Source organism: Stenotrophomonas sp. 99219_Sma (assembly GCF_056480785.1).
In genome coordinates, this window is record NZ_CM151117.1 from 2,197,193 (window position 1) to 2,214,506 (window position 17,314).

At 66.3% G+C, this 17,314-nt stretch carries 16 protein-coding genes and 1 pseudogene; 6 read left to right on the plus strand and 11 right to left on the minus strand.

Annotation, left to right across the window (positions count from 1 at the left end; translation table 11 throughout):
• Positions 1-26: 26 nt before the first annotated feature.
• The 4 genes from ACZK13_RS10100 to ACZK13_RS10115 all read left to right on the plus strand — a co-directional run bounded on the left by ACZK13_RS10100 (position 27) and on the right by ACZK13_RS10115 (position 4,620).
• Positions 27-776, plus strand: coding sequence for a hypothetical protein (locus tag ACZK13_RS10100; protein WP_253143112.1), 750 nt, complete (start codon positions 27-29; stop codon positions 774-776).
• A gap of 415 nt (positions 777-1,191) precedes the next feature.
• Positions 1,192-3,228, plus strand: coding sequence for an elongation factor G (fusA, locus tag ACZK13_RS10105; RefSeq protein ID WP_253143113.1), 2,037 nt, complete (start codon positions 1,192-1,194; stop codon positions 3,226-3,228).
• A 253-nt stretch (positions 3,229-3,481) separates the two neighbouring features.
• Positions 3,482-3,754 (plus strand): hypothetical protein, encoded by a 273-nt coding sequence (locus tag ACZK13_RS10110; RefSeq protein ID WP_005409616.1) that lies wholly within the window; start codon positions 3,482-3,484, stop codon positions 3,752-3,754.
• Positions 3,755-3,864: 110 nt separating this feature from the next.
• The gene (locus tag ACZK13_RS10115; RefSeq protein WP_032127340.1) at positions 3,865-4,620 is read left to right on the plus strand and encodes a SapC family protein; all 756 of its coding nucleotides are present in this window, start codon (positions 3,865-3,867) and stop codon (positions 4,618-4,620) included.
• On the opposite strand, the gene ACZK13_RS10120 is transcribed toward ACZK13_RS10115, so the two are convergent.
• The 11 genes and pseudogenes from ACZK13_RS10120 to ACZK13_RS10170 all read right to left on the minus strand — a co-directional run bounded on the left by ACZK13_RS10120 (position 4,621) and on the right by ACZK13_RS10170 (position 15,881).
• Positions 4,621-6,945, minus strand: coding sequence for an ATP-binding protein (locus ACZK13_RS10120; protein WP_253143114.1), 2,325 nt, complete (start codon positions 6,943-6,945; stop codon positions 4,621-4,623).
• Positions 6,942-7,688: a LuxR C-terminal-related transcriptional regulator gene (locus ACZK13_RS10125; RefSeq protein WP_253143115.1), complete on the minus strand. Its 747-nt coding sequence runs from the start codon at positions 7,686-7,688 to the stop codon at positions 6,942-6,944. The genes ACZK13_RS10120 and ACZK13_RS10125 overlap by 4 nt, the downstream gene beginning before the upstream one ends.
• 150 nt (positions 7,689-7,838) lie before the next feature.
• Positions 7,839-8,372 carry a lipocalin family protein gene (locus ACZK13_RS10130; RefSeq protein ID WP_253143116.1) on the minus strand — a complete coding sequence of 178 codons (534 nt, stop codon included), beginning with the start codon at positions 8,370-8,372 and terminating at the stop codon, positions 7,839-7,841.
• A gap of 8 nt (positions 8,373-8,380) precedes the next feature.
• Positions 8,381-9,456 (minus strand): annotated as a pseudogene (locus ACZK13_RS10135) (SAM-dependent methyltransferase).
• Positions 9,453-10,238 (minus strand): DUF1295 domain-containing protein, encoded by a 786-nt coding sequence (locus ACZK13_RS10140; RefSeq protein ID WP_253143117.1) that lies wholly within the window; start codon positions 10,236-10,238, stop codon positions 9,453-9,455. The pseudogene ACZK13_RS10135 and the gene ACZK13_RS10140 overlap by 4 nt, the downstream one beginning before the upstream one ends.
• Positions 10,235-10,780, minus strand: coding sequence for a DUF2878 domain-containing protein (locus ACZK13_RS10145; protein WP_049399330.1), 546 nt, complete (start codon positions 10,778-10,780; stop codon positions 10,235-10,237). The genes ACZK13_RS10140 and ACZK13_RS10145 overlap by 4 nt, the downstream gene beginning before the upstream one ends.
• A gap of 1 nt (position 10,781) precedes the next feature.
• Complete coding sequence (locus ACZK13_RS10150; protein ID WP_253143118.1) at positions 10,782-12,041, minus strand: class I SAM-dependent methyltransferase; 1,260 nt, start codon at positions 12,039-12,041, stop codon at positions 10,782-10,784.
• The gene (locus tag ACZK13_RS10155) at positions 12,038-12,805 is read right to left on the minus strand and encodes a DUF1365 domain-containing protein (protein ID WP_253143119.1); all 768 of its coding nucleotides are present in this window, start codon (positions 12,803-12,805) and stop codon (positions 12,038-12,040) included. Before ACZK13_RS10155 ends, ACZK13_RS10150 begins: the two co-directional genes overlap by 4 nt.
• Positions 12,802-14,079: an NAD(P)/FAD-dependent oxidoreductase gene (locus tag ACZK13_RS10160; protein WP_253143120.1), complete on the minus strand. Its 1,278-nt coding sequence runs from the start codon at positions 14,077-14,079 to the stop codon at positions 12,802-12,804. Before ACZK13_RS10160 ends, ACZK13_RS10155 begins: the two co-directional genes overlap by 4 nt.
• A 1-nt stretch (position 14,080) precedes the next feature.
• Positions 14,081-15,031, minus strand: a complete 951-nt coding sequence (locus tag ACZK13_RS10165; protein WP_125894033.1) for an acyl-CoA desaturase — start codon at positions 15,029-15,031, stop codon at positions 14,081-14,083.
• 82 nt (positions 15,032-15,113) lie between these two features.
• Positions 15,114-15,881 carry a hypothetical protein gene (locus tag ACZK13_RS10170; protein ID WP_253143121.1) on the minus strand — a complete coding sequence of 256 codons (768 nt, stop codon included), beginning with the start codon at positions 15,879-15,881 and terminating at the stop codon, positions 15,114-15,116.
• Between the two features lie 134 nt (positions 15,882-16,015).
• Between ACZK13_RS10170 and ACZK13_RS10175 the strand changes: the two genes are divergently transcribed.
• Positions 16,016-16,639 (plus strand): sigma-70 family RNA polymerase sigma factor, encoded by a 624-nt coding sequence (locus tag ACZK13_RS10175; protein WP_032127329.1) that lies wholly within the window; start codon positions 16,016-16,018, stop codon positions 16,637-16,639.
• Entirely contained in the window at positions 16,636-17,310 is a 675-nt protein-coding gene (locus ACZK13_RS10180; RefSeq protein ID WP_478482491.1) for a ChrR family anti-sigma-E factor, read from the plus strand. Before ACZK13_RS10175 ends, ACZK13_RS10180 begins: the two co-directional genes overlap by 4 nt.
• Positions 17,311-17,314: the final 4 nt, after the last annotated feature.

Sequence of the window (17,314 nt, forward strand, 5' to 3'; positions counted from 1 at the left end):
TTCGTTTTCTTCAATGGACTGATGCAATGATCCGTACTGTTTCACATGGCGTGCTGCTCTCGGCAATGGTCGCCTCCGTATGCGCCGCCAGCACCGCGTCCGCATCCTCGGTCTCCCTGATCAAGGCCGCCGAGCAGGCCTCGCTGATCGAGAGCCGGTATTCCGCCGGCGGGAGTGCTCCGGTGGTTCCGGTGACGACCCGCTATTTCGCCAGTGATGAAGTGCTCATCAGCTGGGATGACCAGCAGGTGCTGATGCTGTGCAGGGAGGCGGTGTACCTGCAGATTCCTGCCGGCAAGGCAGGTGACGTTGCGCTGGACGCTGAACAGCGGCAGATGATTGCCTATCAGGCAATGATGTCCGGCCTGGGTTCGCTTGCGACCGTGGCCGAAGCGGCGGGGGATTCGGTGGTGGTGGCAGACGACGGTAGCGAGACCCGTCGCGCAGGTGAGAGCAGCTGGGCCTACGGGGTGGAACGCCATGACGTCACTACCCAGCGCATGGCCGATGGCGCGCTGCGGATCCGGGCGCGCAAGACCGAGACCGTGAACAAGGCCAAGCCTGCGGAGCCGGACGACATGTTCAGTACCGAAGACGACCAGGCGACGCGACTGTCGGAGCTGGCGCCGGTCGGCAGCTGGACCGAGGTGGTGGTCCATGGCGGCCCGCGCCAGGCGCAGGTGGATCCGACGATGTCGTTGAAGGGATGGATCTCGATGGGGGACGACCAGGCTGCGACCGTGGCTGAGGCGCGCAAGCTGCATGAGTGCAAGTGAGGCAGGGTAGGGGTCAGAGCCCTTTGCCGTGGCAAAGGGATCTGACCCCTTTCATTGTCGGCCTCATCGTTCTATTTATGTGCGCAATATTCACTTGCGCGCCAGATTGGCAGGTCTAGAATGCGCCCCATGAACCGGATGCCGCTCCTGAAGTTTTTCACCCTGACCCGCGCAAGCGCGGAACGGGCGTGTCTGCCTGGAGCCCCACGAGGCCGTTGAAGCGGCCATCACTGGAGCTTCGACAGAGCGCCCTCCGGGGCGCTCTTTTCGTTTCCGCAGTTCCATTTCCCGTAACCCGATGTACCGCAAGGAGAACGTGCCATGCACCAGATCGCAGAGACCGAACGCTAGCCGCGCGCCCTGTCGCCAACCGGGGTGCGCGGCCCCCGAAGTTGGCTTTGCAGGAACCTTTCTCATGAACACACAAGTCCTTTCCCGCCGTCGCAACCTCGGCATCATTGCCCACATCGACGCCGGCAAGACCACGCTGACCGAACGCCTGCTGTGGAAAAGCGGCGAGATTCACCGCGTCGGCGAAGTGCACGACGGCAATGCGACCACCGATTTCTCGGCGATCGAGCGCGAGCGTGGCATCACCATCGGCGCCGCCGCCGTGCAGGCGCAGTGGGCGCCACGCGACCTGCCGCCGCATCGGCTGACCCTGATCGACACTCCCGGCCACATCGACTTCGCCATTGAAGTTGAGCGTTCGCTGCGTGTGCTCGACGGCGCCGTGGCTGTGTTTTCGGCCGTGGATGGCGTGCAGCCGCAGTCGGAAACCGTGTGGCGCCAGGCGCGTCGCCATCGCGTGCCGCTGATCGCCTTCGTCAACAAGATGGATCGCGTCGGCGCCTCGTTCGAGCGCGTGCTGGAGCAGCTGCAGGACAAGCTGCAGGCGCGGCCGTGGGCGCTCGGTGTGCCACTGGGCAGCGAAAGCGACTTCAACGGCTGGGTCGACCTGGTCGATGAGCGCGTGCTGCACTGGCAGGATGGTGCCGTAACCACGGTGACCCCGTGGGACGACGCGGCGCGCACCCTGTGGCAGCCGCAGCGCGACGCACTGGTCGAGGCCGTGGCCGACCACGACGAACTGCTGGCTGATGCCTGGCTGGAAGGTCGCGCAATCGATGCGGAACTGCTGCGGGCGGCGATCCGGCGCGCGACGCTGGCCGGTGCAGGCGTGCCGGTGCTGGCCGGTGCCGCGTTCAAGGACAAGGGCATCGAGACGCTGCTGGATGCGGTGGTCGATTACCTGCCGTCGCCGCTGGATCGGCCTGCAGTCACCGCCGAAAGCGAGAGCGGCGAGGTGGTGCTGCCGCCGGATCCGGACGGTCCGCTGGCGGGCCTGCTGTTCAAGATCACCCACCAGCAGCACGGTGCGCTGAGCTTCGTGCGGCTGTACTCGGGCACCTTGAAGGTCGGTGATGCCGTGGCCAGTTCGCAGCATCCGCAGGGTCGACGTGTCAGTCGCCTGGTGCGGGTGCAGGCCGACCAGACCCACGACATCGAACAGGCCGTGGCCGGTGACATCGTCGCGGTGCTGGGCTGGAAGGATGCCGTCAGCGGTGAAACGCTGAGCGGGCGTGCGCAGCCGCTGCGCCTGGAGAACATCCAGGCACAGGCGCCGGTGCTGGCGTGGCGGCTGGAGCCGGCGCGGGCGGCCGACCTGATCCGGATGGCGCAGGGCCTGGCCAGCCTGGCCCAGGAAGATCCGTCGTTCCGCGTCGAGACCGATCGCGACACGGCGGAGACCCTGGTCTGGGGCATGGGCGAGCTGCACCTGGAGGTGATGGTCGAGCGCCTGCGCAGCGAGTGGAAGGTCGACGTGGGCGTAGGTGCGCCGCGCGTGGCCTACCAGGAGACGCCGCTGCGTGTGATGGCCGGCGTGGTGGGGCGGCTGGTCAAGCAGACCGGTGGCCAGGGCCAGTTCGCGCATGTGGTGCTGGATGTATCGCCGCGCGAGGACGACCAGGTGGTGTTCAACGACCGCATCGTCGGTGGCGTGGTGCCGCGCAGCTTCATCGGGGCGGTGGAGAAGGGCGTGCGTGCCGCGCTGTCGGAAGGTCCGCAGGGCCATCCGGTGGTCGGTATCGAGGTCAGTCTTGTCGATGGCCAGACCCATGCCAAGGACTCGTCGGAGATGGCGTTCCACCGTGCCGGTGCCGAGGCGATCAAGGCGGCGCTGGTGGAGGGCGGTACGCAGCTGCTGGAGCCGGTGATGGCGGTGACGGTGCATTCGCCGTCGGCGTCGGTGGGTGATGTGGTTGGCGACCTCAACCGCCGCCATGGTCGCATTGCCCGCATCGACGACCAGGACGGTCGCGCCGAGGTCAGCGGCTTTGCGCCGCTGGCGCAGCTGGTGGGTTACACCACATCACTGCGTTCGCTCAGCCAGGGGCGGGCCAGCAGTGAGGCGCACCTGCATGGTTACGAGCCGGTACGCGCTGCATGAGGAAAGGCGAGGGGAGCCCGTGAGCGGGCTCCCTTTTTTTGTCGTCGGGAACGCCCATCCACGCATGGCGTGGATCTACCGGGTGATCGGGTTGCAGGCCCTGCAGTAGATCCACGCCATGCGTCGATGAATTCGCATCGACACCGGGATAATGCACTGCATCGCAACAAAACTGCAGAAAAAGCTGGATTAAAGTGATGCCTCACGATAAATTGCGCACCCCCCGTTGCTCGCCGCCGCCCGCACCCCTCTCATGCGTGATGACAAAGACCCCGGAACCCTGGAGCTGACCCTGCCGCGAAAGCGCGGTCGTCCGCCCAAGTTCGGGTACGCAATGAGTGACGCGCAGCGCGCAGCACGCTACCGCGCGCGCCGGGCTGGGCAGGCCAACCACGCCGATGTGCGCTCCTGCTCGGACATGGTGCTGCTGGACAAGATCCGCGCTGCGGTGAGCGCGCGCGACACCGAGCTGGCCGGGTTCCTGGTCCACGTCCTCTGGCAGCGCTACCCCCTGCAGTTGAAATAGGCCGTCGGTGGGGTGGCCGTTGTCATCGAGCTTGTTGATAATGCGGGATTCAGGTTGTTCCCGCTGGCGCGCCCGGGATGGCAGGCGCGCATGATCGAACGGTTCCCAAGATGACGACCACCAGCGACACCACCACCGAAGCGGCGCCGAGCAGCGCCCCCCTGTTCTACACCCGTCCGGTGCCGCTGCAGGCCGATGTGCATGCCGATCTGCGCATCCTGCCGGGCAGGCTCGAGTTTGCCGCCGGCAACAACGCCATTCCGCTGGTGCTGGGCGAGTTCTCGCTGGCCCTGCACCACTTCCCGATCCTGTTCGCCGGCCCGACCGCCGTGCCGATGGCCGCCGTCGGCGTTTCCGATCAGAACCTGTTCATCAAGGACGGCCTGTGGGAAGACGAGGCCTATATCCCGGCCTACCTGCGTCGCCACCCCTTCATCTTCATCGACACCGGTGCAGACAACGACTTCCTGCTGGGCATCGACGAAGAGAGCGCGCGCGTGGTCAAGGGCGGTGACGAAGGCCAGCCGCTGTTCGTTGATGGCAAGGCCACCGACATGGTGCAGCAGGCGTTGGAGTTCTGCGGCCAGTACACCCGCGAACACGAACAGACCCAGGCCTTCTCCAAGGCCCTGATCGACAACGGCCTGCTGGTCGAGCGCAACGCCACCGTGCGCACTCCGGATGGCCGCGAGTTCAATCTCAACGGCTTCCTGGTGGTGGACGTCGAGAAGTTCGTGGCGCTGCCGGAAGCGACCGTGGTCGAGTGGCACCGCAGCGGCTGGCTGGCGCTGATCCACCAGCACCTGATGTCGCTGGGTCGCTTCAATGACCTTACCCGTCGCCAGGTCGAGCGCCTTGCGGCCTGATCAGGTCGATGGTGCGGCTTCCGCCCTGCGGGAGCCGTGCCACTGCTGCAATCCCCGCAGCAGTCGCCGCGCCTCGACCCAGTCAGGCGCGGCTTCATGCCCCAGTTCCCACAGGTCGGCCGCCGTGCCGGCCTGATCCGTTGCCCGGCACATCTGCAGCGTTCCCTGCAGCCGGTGTGCATGATGGAGCAGTGTCGAGGCATCGGCGTCCTGCACGGCCTGTTCAATCCTGGCCAGCTCATGGGCAATGTCCGCAGCGTAATCCGGCGCGGCGCGAGGGGTGTCATCGGGCGCAGTGCCGTGCGCCGAGGGCGGCAGGTCCAGCGCCTGCAGCAGGCTCGCAACCTGCAGCGGCTTGACCAGGATGGCGTCGAAGCCGGCCCTTCGGCAGCGTGCCGCGTGCCGGCGCCCCGTGCGGGCGGACAGGGCAATCACTCGCAGAGGTGCCTGTGCCTGCGCACGCAGCTGCTGCGCCAGTGCATAGCCATCCGAGCCGCGAAGCCCGATATCCAGTACGACCGTGCCGCGCGGTCGTAGCGCTTGCTCGGCCAATGCGGCGTCGGCATCGGCAACCGCGCGTACATCGGCGCCCAGCCGACGCAGTTGCTCTGCGACGACATGCCGGCTGAGTGCATGATCTTCGACAAGGAGCAGGTCGATGCCGGTCAGTGGCGACTGCTGCAGCGGCTCGATGGGCGGCTGATCGCCGTGAACGGCGCGGACCGGCAATCGCAGGGTGAAACGGCTGCCGCGCCCATGCACGCTGTGTGCGGTCAGGTTGCCGCCCATGGCAACGGCCAGTTCGTGCGCAATCGTCAGGCCCAGTCCGCTGCCGCCACGTCTCTGGCCATCCTCGTTCTGCTGGAATGGTCGGAACAGAAGCGCCAGTTGAGTGGGTGCGATGCCGATGCCGCTGTCGATCACATCCAGCAACAGCTCCCGGGGAGACAGGGCGGGTTGTAGTTGCAGGCGCACCTCGATACCGCCGACATCGGTGAATTTCAGTGCATTGCCCAGCAGGTTGTCGACAATCTGGCGCAGTCCATCAGCATCGAGCACAACCACCGGCGCTGGATCGGGCGCGCGATCCAACTGGAGTGACAGCCCTCTCCGCAGTGCCTCCGGCCGGATTGCTTCCAGTGCACGGGCACAGAGTTGGCCGACGTCGCAGGGCGTGGGATGCGGCCTGAAGCTGCCGCTGGCAAGGCGCGAGAACGCAAGCGAGCGATCGAGCAGCCTGCGCAGCGAGTGGCCGGCGGCAAGGGCAGCCGCGAGCAGTTCACGCTGCCCCTTGGGCAGGTGTGACTGGCTCAGCAGGTCGATCGAAGCCAGTACTGTCTGCGCGGAATTGCGCACTTCATGGCTGATCATTCCCGCCGCGCGCCCGAGGCGTTGTTCCGCGCGGCCGATTCGCCAGCGTAACGCCTGCCAGAGCACGGGCAGGCCGATGAGTGCCGCGGCCAGACACAGCAACCAGAGCAGGAGCGGGGAACGCACACGATCCAGTGCGCTCTCGATGGATGTGGGCAGCATCTGCTGCGCCCACAACTCCAGCAGGCCTGCGTGCTCTTCGAGGGTGATGGCGCGCAGCGCCTGATCGATGCGCGCCAGCAGCTGCTGGTCCTCCCGGCGGACAAGCAGGTGCAGATCGGTAGAGAATCCGCTGTCGAACGGGTGCAATTGCAGGTTTCCCGTGAAGTGCTGCCGGATCATCGAGTGCAGCGTTGCTTCCAGGCCGATCGCAGCATCGGCGTTGCCGCTTTCAACAGCGGCCAGGGCCGCATGGCGGTCGGGGAGATGCAGGAGGCGGATCCGGGGGTGGTGGATCGTCAGCCAGTCGGCATAGGGGCCGCCGTCAACCACGGCCAGCAGCTGCGCCCTCACGCCGGTAATGTCACGGGGCGGGCGCCCATCTTTACGCACGGCCAATACCGTCTTGCCGCCATGGAAGGCGCCGGAGGCCATCAGGTCGGGACAGGGAAGCGGGTGATGCGAGGGGCTGCCCATGACCAGCACCAGGTCGGCCTCGTCCCGGCAGACGGCAGCGACCGCTGCGCTCGTGCTGGGGTAGTTGAGATCGCGGAAGCGCAGGCCGGAATGCCGAGCCACAAGCTTGGCATAGCCATGGGCGAGGGTGGGCAGTGCGCTTGAATCCGCCAGCGTTGGGGGGAGCGGTCGCAATGATGGCGCGGTGGCAACCCGCACTTCGCGGCCGGCGGACCATCTCCGCAACTGTGCATCCTCGGCCGATGCAGCCGGCAGCAGGATCAGGGCCAGCAACAACGTGCACGACGTGCGCAGACGGAGGCGAACGCGCCGCCTCATTGGAGCTCCAGCTGCTGCCGCAGTGCATAGATCTCCACGTCATTACGCAACCCGAGCTTGCGCAGGGCGGCGACCTTCTGGGTGCTGACCGTCTTGACGCTGCGGTGGCGGCGCAGCGCGATCTCCGAGACAGTCAGGCCGGCCAGGAGCAGGTCCAGCACTTCGCGTTCATTGCGGCTTAGTTCCTCGCGGCACGCCGGGAACAGGCAATCAGCAGGGAGGCGGCACAGCCCCTGCGAGATGCGCACGATGGCATCAGACAGCATCTCCAGGGGCTCGGACTTGCTGACTACGCCGGAGATGCCGCTCGCCAGCAGGTGGTCGATGCGGGTGGTTGGCGTCAGCGTGGCGAAGGCGAGCAGGGGGATATGTGGAAAACACTTGCGCAGCAGGGGAACCAGCTCATCACTGCTGCGGTCGCCAGGCGCCAGGGTGAGATCGATGATGGCGACATCGACTGCCAGCTGGCGGAGGCTGCCGATGAGCTCGTCGCTGCGGGTGTGGCTGGCGACAATGCTGAAGCGAACGTCGTGAGACAGGTGCAGGGCGGTGCCGCGGCGGACGATTTCGTGATCGTCGAGGAGTGCCAGCCGCAGTCGGCGCGGTGCAGGATATCCATTCATGCGCAGGGAGGTGATCGGCGCCCGCAGGGCGTGGCGAACATTCTGGCGCCGCTGTCGCGTCGAGCATCGAACTTGTTGGAATTTTGCGATTATTCCTAAGAATCGATGCGTAAAGCCCATCAATTCAATGCCGCCGATTGATGAGGTGGATCGTCAGGCCCCAGTTACGCGCTTCGGGGTCGCGAAGCCGGCAGCCGGGTTCCATGTAGACATTGAGATTGATCAACCACTGATGCTTCAGGAAGATCCGCCCGGGGAGAAGGCTCCGCGTCATCTCACCGACTGCGGCACCCGCCTCAGCTTGTGGGTGTCGTAACCCATGGCCGCAATCCGCTCGACCGCTTGCTGGTAGTCACTGTCCGATACCTGCGGGGTGCGGGCCATGTACCAGACGTAATCGCGCTTGCTTCGTGCCACGATGGTCTGATGGTAGCTTTCATCGAGCCAGGCGATCACGTACTCAGCCTGGATCGGCCAGATGAACTGCATGCCCCAGATCGCGCCGTTGCCTTCCTTCTCGACACGGCCGACGGGGTGCATCGACTTCTGTGGCGCGTCGAAGCTGCCTTTGCGGTAAGTGAAGGTGGTCTGGATGCGTCCATCGGGGCGCAGGGCATAGCTCTCCACGGCGTCGAAGGCCTCGCGCTCAGGGCGCGACGGGATATGCGCGATTACGTACCAGTCGCCCATGAAGCGCGTTACATCCACCGATGGCGGACGCGGTAACGGGCGGGTGTCGCTGGAGCTGCAGCCGGAACCGAACAGGCCGACCGCGATCAGGGGGAGCAGCGGAAACATGCGCATCGGGCACCTCAGCGGGGTCGGAACAGATAGTGGGCCACCAGCCACTGCTGGCCGTCGTCGTAGCCGAACAGCTCGGCGCATGCCATCCAGAACATGCGCCAGCGCTGCCACCAGACCTTCGCTGCAGCCTGGCCATAGGTGGCGATCAATACCGGCATCACCCGCTCGCGGGCTGCATCCTGGTTGGCCAGCCAGTGGTCGGCCGTGCGCTGGTAATGGGTGCCGTCCAGCAACCACCGTTGCTCCAGGCGCAGGTCGCGCTGGAAATGCAGCAGTGTGTCGGCCGCCGGCATCAGTCCGCCGGTAAAGAAGTGGCGACCCATCCAGTTGTCGCCGCCGTCTGTCTCGAACGGATACATCAGTGTGCGATGGGCGAAGATGTGCACGAACAGTGCACCGTCCGGTTTCAGCCACCGTGCGATGCCTGCCAGCAGGCGCTGGTAGTTGCGTACGTGCTCGAACATCTCCACCGAGACACAGCGGTCGAACCGGGCCGTCGGCAGGTCAAGCTGGTTGACGTCGCGGGTCATCACCTCGACGTTGCCCAGGCCACGCGCCTGGCACTGCGCCATGATGTACTGGCGTTGGCTGTGCGAGTTGGAGACGGCGGTGATATGCGCCTGCGGGTAACGTTCGGCCATCCACAGGGTCAATGAGCCCCAGCCGCAGCCCAGCTCAAGTATCTGCTGGCCATCGGCCAGTCCGGCGCGCTGGCCGTACAGTTCCAGCATGGCGTCCTCGGCCTGGTCCAGCGTTTCGCGCCCGGTGGCGTAGTAGCAGCTGCTGTACTTCAGCCGCTTGCCCAGGCAGGCCTGGAAGAATGCCGCGGGAACTTCATGTAGTGCTGGCGGTTGGCCGCTTCGGTATGCAGCGCGAGTGGGCTGTCGGCCAGCTCGGTGATGCGCTGGCTGAAGCGTGCCGATTGGCCTTCGATGCCGCCTTCGCTTTCCTCATGCAGGCGTTGCGCGCACAAGCGGCGGATGCCCGCACGCAGCGCCGCATCGGGCACCAGCCCACGTTCGGCCCAGGCGATCAGCCCGGTTTCCGCATCTTCGGCCGGATTCAGTGACGGGATCGCGCTCATGCGGAATGCTCCTTGGAAGAACGGGGGAACCAGGGAAAGAACATCGAGGTAGTGCGCTGGTAGGCGCGGTAGTCGTTGCCGCGGCTGCGCAGCGCTTGCATTTCAGTGAAGGGAATGCCGCTGAGATAGCGCAGGAACACGTACATCAGCAGCGGGCCGGCCCAGGCCAGCCACCACAGTGGCGAGCCGACCGCGAGCAGGACATAGCTGAACCAGTGCAGCCACTCGAAGAAGTAGTTGGGGTGGCGGGAGTAACGCCAGAGCCCCTCGCGGCAGGTGCGGCCCTTGTTCGCCGGGTCGGCGCGGAAGCGGGCCAACTGGCGGTCGGCCAGGCTCTCGCCGCCGACGCTCAGCAGCCAGACAAGTGCGGCGGCCACGATCCACAACGTCGTGGTTGTCTGCGGATTGTCAGCCACCGCGAGGAAGGGCATGGCGAACAGCACGACCAGCAGCGCCTGGGCCATGAAGAAGCCGAAGATCTTGCCTTGATGCCCTTGCCAGTGCTCGCGCAGATAACGGTAGCGGCCGTCTTCCTGTTCGTGGCGGACCCGGTGCCACAGGTGCAAGGCGAGTCGACTGCCCCACAGGCCACCGAGCACGCCGAGCGCCATCCGTGGCGCCGCCGCACCATCGCCGAGCCACGCCAGCAACAGGGCTGATGCGCCCACGCCCTTGGCCCAGAGCACATCGACCACGCCGATGTTGTGATGGCGGCGCTGCCAGGCCCAACCCCAGCTCATCACAAGTACGGCATACAGCAGCACCCACAATAGATTGATCATGACGGTGCTCCTGCCAAGGGCGGCGGGAGGGTGCGGGAGCCGCGACGAGCGGCCATGCACAGCAGCGAAAGCGCGATGCTCCAGCCCACACCCAGCACCAGCAGGCCCTGCCACAGCGGCGCAGTGAAACGGACCGCCTCGAAACCGCGCGCTGCGGAGAGATACGCCAGCGGGGCCAGCAACAGGCCAAACAGGGCTGGCAGGGCAGGGTGGCGCAGCAGGAAGCGCATCGAATTGGTCAGCGTCATCGCAAACGCGGCCCACAACGCCATGATCCAAAGGGGCGGAGTCCAGCCCAGCGGGGCAGCAGCGTAGCGCACGGCGCCGCTGGCGGCGGCACTGGCGTCGACCAGCCACGCGCAGGCCAGCGCCAGCAGCATCAGCCGAAGGTCCAGCCGAGGGTGCGGTGAAGTCAGCAGCTGGCTGCCGATATAGATCGTTGCGGCCAGCAGCGCCGGCCACTGCCAGCCTCGCCCTGCGCCGGCCACGGCACACAGCCAGACCAGCTGGTTGCCAAGCAGATTGGTCCAGAACCGGCGCATGTCAGCGGCTGTCGCCCGCAGCGAGGACGGGCCGGTGGTCCGGACGGGCCAGCAGCAGATGCGAGACGCCGATCGAACGTTCCAGGAAGCCGCCCTCGCAATAGGCCAGATAGAACTCCCACAACCGGCAGAAGTGCGCATCAAAGCCCTGCGCCTGCACCGCAGGCAGCTGGGCCAGGAAGCGCTGGCGCCAGGCGCGCAGGGTCAGTGCGTAGGAGTGGCCGAAGTCCTGCTGGGCGATCAGCTGCAGGTCGCTGGATCGGGTCTTGGCGGCCATGATCGCGTTGATCGATGGGATGAAGCTGCCCGGAAATACATAGCGCTTGATGTAGTCGACGCTGCGCCGGGCCTGTTCGTAGCGATGGTCCTCGATGGTGATGGCCTGCAGCAGGGCAACGCCATCCGGCTTGAGCAGGCGTTGCAGCGTAGCCATGTAGGTGTCCAGGTATTCGGCGCCGATCGCTTCGATCATCTCGATCGACACCAGCTTGTCAAACTGGCCCTGCAGGTCGCGGTAGTCCTGCATCAGCAGCGTGACCTGGTCCTGCAGGCCCGCCGCCTCTACGCGCTGGGCGGCCAGCGCATGCTGTTCCGCGGAGATGGTGGTGGTGGTCACATGGCAGCCATAGTACTGGGCGGCGTGTACCGCGAAACCGCCCCAGCCCGTGCCGATCTCCACCACGCGGTCGCCTGGCTTGAGTTGCAGCTGCTGGCAGATGCGGTCCAGCTTGCGCCGCGAAGCAGATTCCAATGACTCGGATTCGCTGTCGAACATCGCCGACGAGTACATCAGGTCCGGCGACAGGAACAGGGCAAAGAAGTCGTTGCCCAGGTCATAGTGCGCGGCGATATTGCGGCGGCTGCCTTCACGGCTGTTGCGGCGCAGGCGGTTCCAGACCCGCAGCATCCCCCCACCCAAGCGGGCCGGGCCACGCTCCATGCCGTCGAGCAGATCGCGATTGCGCACCAGCAGCCGGATCAGTGCCACCAGATCATCGCAGTGCCACTCGCCCTTGATGTAGCTCTCACCTGCGCCCACGCTGCCTTGCGCAGCAACCTTGCGATAGAACGCCGGGTCATCGATGGTGACGGTGACATGCAGTTCACCACGGGCGTCGCCCAGCCAGACCTCGCCGAGTGCATCGCGCACGCACAGCCGACCGTCGCGCATGGGGGCCAGCTGGGCCAGCAGGCGGCGGCGCAGGAACGCGTCCAAGGCGCCGGGGCGCGGCAGGGCAACCCAGGGAGTCATCGAGTTCATCGCGGTTTCTCGGTAAGAGTGGGGTGGTCGTGCACCGGGTTGCGTTTCAACCACAGCCGCAGTGCGTGCCAGTGAATGGCGGCCACCACCTGGGTGGTCATCAGGGGATAGCAGGCCAGAACCCGGGCCAGCCCGCGGCCATCCAAGGCACGCCGCTGCATGGCCTGGGTGGCATCAAACTGGCGCACGCCGTCCCGCCAGACCTGCATGTGCACGCGCAGGTCCTGGTCGGGGCAGTTGAATCGCCAGTCGTAGCCGCAGTCCATCGGCATGAACGGCGAGACATGGAAGCACTTGTCGAACTGCCAACGCAGTGAGCTGCCTTCGTGCGTGGCGGTAGCGACCGGCAGCACATAGGCGTGCCGTTCCTTCCAGGGCGTGTTGGTGATCTCGGCGACAATGCAGTCCAGCGTGCTGCCGTCGGCCTGGTAGCAGTAGTAGAAACTGACCGGGTTGAACACGTGCCCGGCAAAGCGAAGATGGGTGAGCAGGCGCACCGGGCCGGTCGGCCGGTAGCCAAGCGTGTGGGCAGCGTGATCGCGGATGGCATCGGCCAGTGGCCGTGCGGGATCGCCGAAGTAGTCGCTGCGGCGGAACTCGGCCAGGTTGCGGCGATTGACCGACCACAACCAGCGTCCGGCGAACACCGTATCGAGTTCGTCCAGATCGAGCAGCAGCTGGGCGATGGGGTAACGGAAGGCATGCGGGTGCGGATGATGCCGGCGATGCACCACCTGCCCGATGTAGAGCGCGCTGGCACTCATGCCGCCACCTCATCCGAGGCGGATGCCAGCCGATGTGGAGCGCAGGCCTGCAGGGCATCGACCACGCGGCGGGCGCTGCGGATGCCATCCTCATGGAAGCCCCAGCCCCAATAGGCGCCTGCGAACCACGTATGGCGACGGCCCTGCAGTTCCGCCCAGCGCTGCTGTGCCCGCACCGCGGCGTGGTCGTGCACCGGGTGGGCATAGCGCAGCGTACGCAGTACGTTGGCCGGATCGATTGCCTCGCTGCGGTTGAGGGTAACCACCAGGGGCGTATCGCCGGGCAGGCCCTGCAGCAGGTTCATGCAGTAGCTGACCGTGCAGGGCGCGGCGCGATCCTCTGGCACGTGCGCGTTCCATGCCGCCCACGCCTTGCGGTTGCGCGGCAGCAAAGAGGCATCGGTATGCAGTACGGCCTCGTTGGATTGATAGCGGATGGCGCCAAGGACCTCACGCTCGATGGCATCGGCGTCGGCCAGCAACGCCAGCGCCTGGTCGCTGTGGCAGGCCAGGATCACTTCGTCGAAGGCCTCCGCGCCGGCCGCGCTGTGCACGCGTGCACCCCAGGGCATGCGTTCGACCATCCTGACCGGGCATTGCAGCCGCTCATGCACCCGCCAGCGGCGGCGCAGCGCATCCACGTAGCGCGCCGATCCCCCGCTGACCACCCGCCAGCTCGGGCGCCCGGTCATCTGCAGCATCTGGTGATTGGCCATGAACTGGGCCAGGTAGCGCGCCGGGAAGTCCTGCACGGTGGCGGTCGGTGAGGACCACAGTGCCGAGGCCATCGGCAGCAGGTGCTCGTCGATGAAGGCCTCGCCATAGCGCTGGCTGCGCAGGTACTCGCCGAGCGTGGGGCCGTCTTCCTCGGCCAGCAGCAACGGCGCATCCCGATAGAACCGGCGCAGGTCGGCCAGCATGCCCCAGAATCGAGGTGACACCAGGTTGCGGCGCTGGCAGAACAGGCCATCCAGCGAGGTGGCGTTGTACTCCACGCCGCTGCGCTCGCTGTGCATCGAGAAGCTCATCGTGGTCGGCTGCGAAGCCACACCCAGCTCGTCGAAGAGCGCGGTCAGCAGCGGATAGTGCTGGGGATTGAACACAATGAAGCCGGTGTCCACCGCCATGCGCACGCCATCCACCTGCACATCGTGCGTGTGGGTATGGCCGCCCACGTAATCGTTGGCCTCGAACAGCGTGACGTCGTGCTGGCCATCAAGCCACCAGGCACTGGCCAGCCCCGCGATACCCGAGCCGATGACGGCGATGCGCATGTCAGTACCTCGCCTTGGCCAGGACCCACTCGGGGATGGGCTTGAGACCTTTGACCAGGCCCAGGGCCGCCATCGCGCGCAGTCCGTACCAGGTCAAATCCACTTCCCACCAGCGGAAGCCCTGGCGGACAGTGCCGGGAAAGAAGTGGTGGTTGTTGTGCCAGCCTTCGCCGAAGGTGAGCAGCGCCAGCCAGAGGTTGTTGCGGCTGTCATCGCGTGTGTCGAAGCGGCGGCGGCCGAATCGATGCGCCAGCGAATTGATGGTGACCGTGGCATGGAACAGCACGATGGTGGAGACGAAGAAGCCCCACACCAGCAGCTGTGGGCCGGAGGTGTGCAGGCCCGGTGCCCAGCGCTCCAACCCGGCGCCCAATGCATACAGCGCTGCGGCCAGCAGTACCGGTACGGCCGTATCGAAACGGTCCAGCCAGCGCAGTTCGGGGAAGCGCGCCAGGTCCGGTACCCGTGACAGATCGGTGGCGAACGCCTCGCGGGTCAGGAACCAACCCATGTGGCTGCGCCAGAAGCCGCCCTCGCGTGGCGAGTGCGGATCCAGCGGCTGGTCGGCATGGCGATGGTGATGGCGATGATGGGCGGCCCACCAAAGCGGCCCACGCTGCACGCTGGAGGCGCCGATGACAGCGAACACGAACTGCACCGGCCGCGATGCCTGGAAGGTCCGGTGCGAGAAATAGCGGTGATAGAACGCCGTGATGGCAAACATGCGCACCGCATAGAGCACTGCGGCGACGATCACCGCTGTCCATGAGATTCCGACCCAGAGCACAGCGATGCAGGCCAGGTGCATCAGTGCGAATGGCACGGCGCGCAACCAGTCGATGCGGCCGGGCTGTTCGCCGGTGGTCTCTGCGACGTTGCCGGTGTCGATCCAGCGCTGCAGCGTACGCAGCAGGCGCGAGCGTCGACGGGGGAGGGGCGCTACAGAGGCCATTGGGGGATCTCGGCGGGTGTCGTGTCTACCTGTACGCAGCAGCGCGTGCAATGGATGCGCTGCGACGCGAAGAATCTCGACTTCACCTGGGCGTCACGGCGCAGCGGTCGACCAGAGGATGCGTCCAGGCCTGCTGCCATTCCGCGGCAGTCTGCTCGGCAGCAGGCGAGCTGAAGCGCACCGTCACCTGCGGATAAGTGCCGCGTGCATCGCGCAGGTTGCTGGTACCGCGGAATTCCAGCAGGCGGCGGTCGGTGCTGGCATAGACGAGTGACAGACGCGGGGCGATGCCGCCGTACCAGGTGTCCAGACTGACGTCGATCGACTGCCCATCAATACCCTGCCAACGTACCGGACCGATGCGCCGCACCTGCACCGGGAAGTAGCGCTGCCGCCCAGGCACCAGGAAGGGCAGACTGATGCGTTCGCCGCGCAGCAGCGCCGGCCAGTGCAGGCGCACCGCAGCGTCGAACCCTGCATCGATCACCGCGTCCGGCGGCAGTTCAAGCCGGCGCTGATGCGGCTGGCTGGCGGCATCTTCCTTCCAGGCAATCGACACCGAGTCGCCAGTGGCGTCGACTTCGGCGGTCTGGCCGCTGCGGCGGTCCTGCAGCGAATAGCCCCGTGCCTGCGGGCGGGCGCTGGCGGGCAGATGCTTGCGGGCGAAGGGCTGGCCATCCGGGCACTGGTACAGCACCCAGCGTTCGGCACCCTCCGTTGCCTCGCGCCGCCAGTGCACTTCACGGTAGAGGATGTCGCCCTGCGCGGAGGTGGCCACACCCTCATTTCGCAGCCAGGGTGCCGCCAGCGCGGCGTGGGGCAGGCACAACAGCAGCCAGGCAGTGCGCATGGTGTTCATCCGGAAGCGGAGGTCTCTCAGGTCATACGGCGGGGGCGCCCGGTTGGATGCGCAGTGCCGACTGCATCCAATGGCTGCCCCTGCGCGTACAGAGGAAGACCTTCACCTGCCCGCCGCGAACGCAGATGTACCCTGACGCCGCCAGCACACTCCTCAACTTCGATACCGCACGCACCGTGTCCAGTTCCCAGCAGCCGAGCAGCGAGCCGACGAACTGGGCCGGTGACATGGACGGCGTGGCGCGGCTGCGCGACCGCGAGTGTTTCATGCGGATCTACGACTACTTCATGCCGCGGCTGTGCGTGTACCTGCGCGGCCTGGGCGCACCCGATGCCGTAGCCGAGGAGCTGGCGCAGGAATGCCTGTTGCGCCTATGGCTGCGGGCCGCCGATTTCGATCCGGCACAGGGGGCGCTGAGTACGTGGCTGTATCGCATCGCCCGCAACCTGCATATCGATCGAGTGCGCCGTGAGCGCAGCTGGATGCAGGTGCAGGCGGCAGTGGAGGACGCGGCGACGCTGGATGTGATCGAGCGCAGCAGCGCCGAGCAGTTCGCCGACCAGGCGCGTCTGCGCCAGCGCATCAACGAGCTGCCTGCGGTGCAGGCACGGCTGGTGCGGATGTCCTATTTCGAAGCCAAGAGCCACAGCGAAATCGCCGAAGCGCTGGGTATGCCGCTGGGGACGGTCAAATCGCACCTGCGCCGTGCCTTCCTGCAACTGCAGGCGAAAGTGGGAGGTGTGCTGTGAATCCGCACCACCACCTGCACGAATCCACGCTGATGAGCTATGCCGCCGGTGCGCTGCCGGCGCCGTTGAGCATCGTGGCCGGTGCCCATCTGGAGCAGTGCCCGCATTGCCGTCAGCGCCTGCGCGATGCTGAGGCGATCGGTTCGGTGCTGCTGGAGCAGACCCAGCCGCCTGCAACCGACACGCTGCGCGAACAGTTGCGCGAGGCCATGCTGATGCAGCTGGCCACGGAAACGCCGATGGCCATGGCGGAATCCCTGCGCCCTATGCCGAAGGATCGGCCCGAGGCTGATCCCGATCATCTGCCGGCGTCACTGCATCCCTACTTTGGCACCTCGCTGGGTGACCTGCGCTGGCGTTGGATGGCGCCGGGGGTGCACTGCATCCGGGCCGAGCAGATGCCCTCGCTGATCATGCTGAAGATCGCCCCCGGCAAGTGCCTGCCTATGCACAGCCATGGCCGCAGCGAGCTGACCCAGATCCTGCGCGGTTCCTACAACGACGCGCTGGGGCTGTTCGCGCCGGGTGACGTTGCGGATCTGGACGAGGAGGTGGAGCACCAGCCGGTGACCGCGCCGGGTGTGCCGTGCATCTGCGTGTCTGCGTTGGATGCGCCGTTGGTGTTCAGCGGTTGGCTGGCGCGGAAGATCCAGCGTTTCGTGAAACTCTGAGGCG

Bases quoted from the DNA above. Each gene is read 5' to 3' on its own strand.
- ACZK13_RS10100 (WP_253143112.1), top strand. From the start codon at position 27: ATGATCCGTACTGTTTCACATGGCGTGCTGCTCTCGGCAATGGTCGCC.
- ACZK13_RS10170 (WP_253143121.1), bottom strand. From the start codon at position 15,881: ATGCGCACTGCCTGGCTGCTGTTGTGCCTGCCCCACGCCGCGCTGGCG.
- ACZK13_RS10150 (WP_253143118.1), bottom strand. From the start codon at position 12,041: ATGAACTCGATGACTCCCTGGGTTGCCCTGCCGCGCCCCGGCGCCTTG.
- ACZK13_RS10145 (WP_049399330.1), bottom strand. From the start codon at position 10,780: ATGCGCCGGTTCTGGACCAATCTGCTTGGCAACCAGCTGGTCTGGCTG.
- ACZK13_RS10140 (WP_253143117.1), bottom strand. From the start codon at position 10,238: ATGATCAATCTATTGTGGGTGCTGCTGTATGCCGTACTTGTGATGAGC.
- fusA (WP_253143113.1), top strand. From the start codon at position 1,192: ATGAACACACAAGTCCTTTCCCGCCGTCGCAACCTCGGCATCATTGCC.
- ACZK13_RS10110 (WP_005409616.1), top strand. From the start codon at position 3,482: ATGCGTGATGACAAAGACCCCGGAACCCTGGAGCTGACCCTGCCGCGA.
- ACZK13_RS10130 (WP_253143116.1), bottom strand. From the start codon at position 8,372: ATGCGCATGTTTCCGCTGCTCCCCCTGATCGCGGTCGGCCTGTTCGGT.
- ACZK13_RS10175 (WP_032127329.1), top strand. From the start codon at position 16,016: ATGTACCCTGACGCCGCCAGCACACTCCTCAACTTCGATACCGCACGC.
- ACZK13_RS10125 (WP_253143115.1), bottom strand. From the start codon at position 7,688: ATGGGCTTTACGCATCGATTCTTAGGAATAATCGCAAAATTCCAACAA.
- ACZK13_RS10160 (WP_253143120.1), bottom strand. From the start codon at position 14,079: ATGCGCATCGCCGTCATCGGCTCGGGTATCGCGGGGCTGGCCAGTGCC.
- ACZK13_RS10165 (WP_125894033.1), bottom strand. From the start codon at position 15,031: ATGGCCTCTGTAGCGCCCCTCCCCCGTCGACGCTCGCGCCTGCTGCGT.
- ACZK13_RS10115 (WP_032127340.1), top strand. From the start codon at position 3,865: ATGACGACCACCAGCGACACCACCACCGAAGCGGCGCCGAGCAGCGCC.
- ACZK13_RS10120 (WP_253143114.1), bottom strand. From the start codon at position 6,945: ATGAGGCGGCGCGTTCGCCTCCGTCTGCGCACGTCGTGCACGTTGTTG.
- ACZK13_RS10155 (WP_253143119.1), bottom strand. From the start codon at position 12,805: ATGAGTGCCAGCGCGCTCTACATCGGGCAGGTGGTGCATCGCCGGCAT.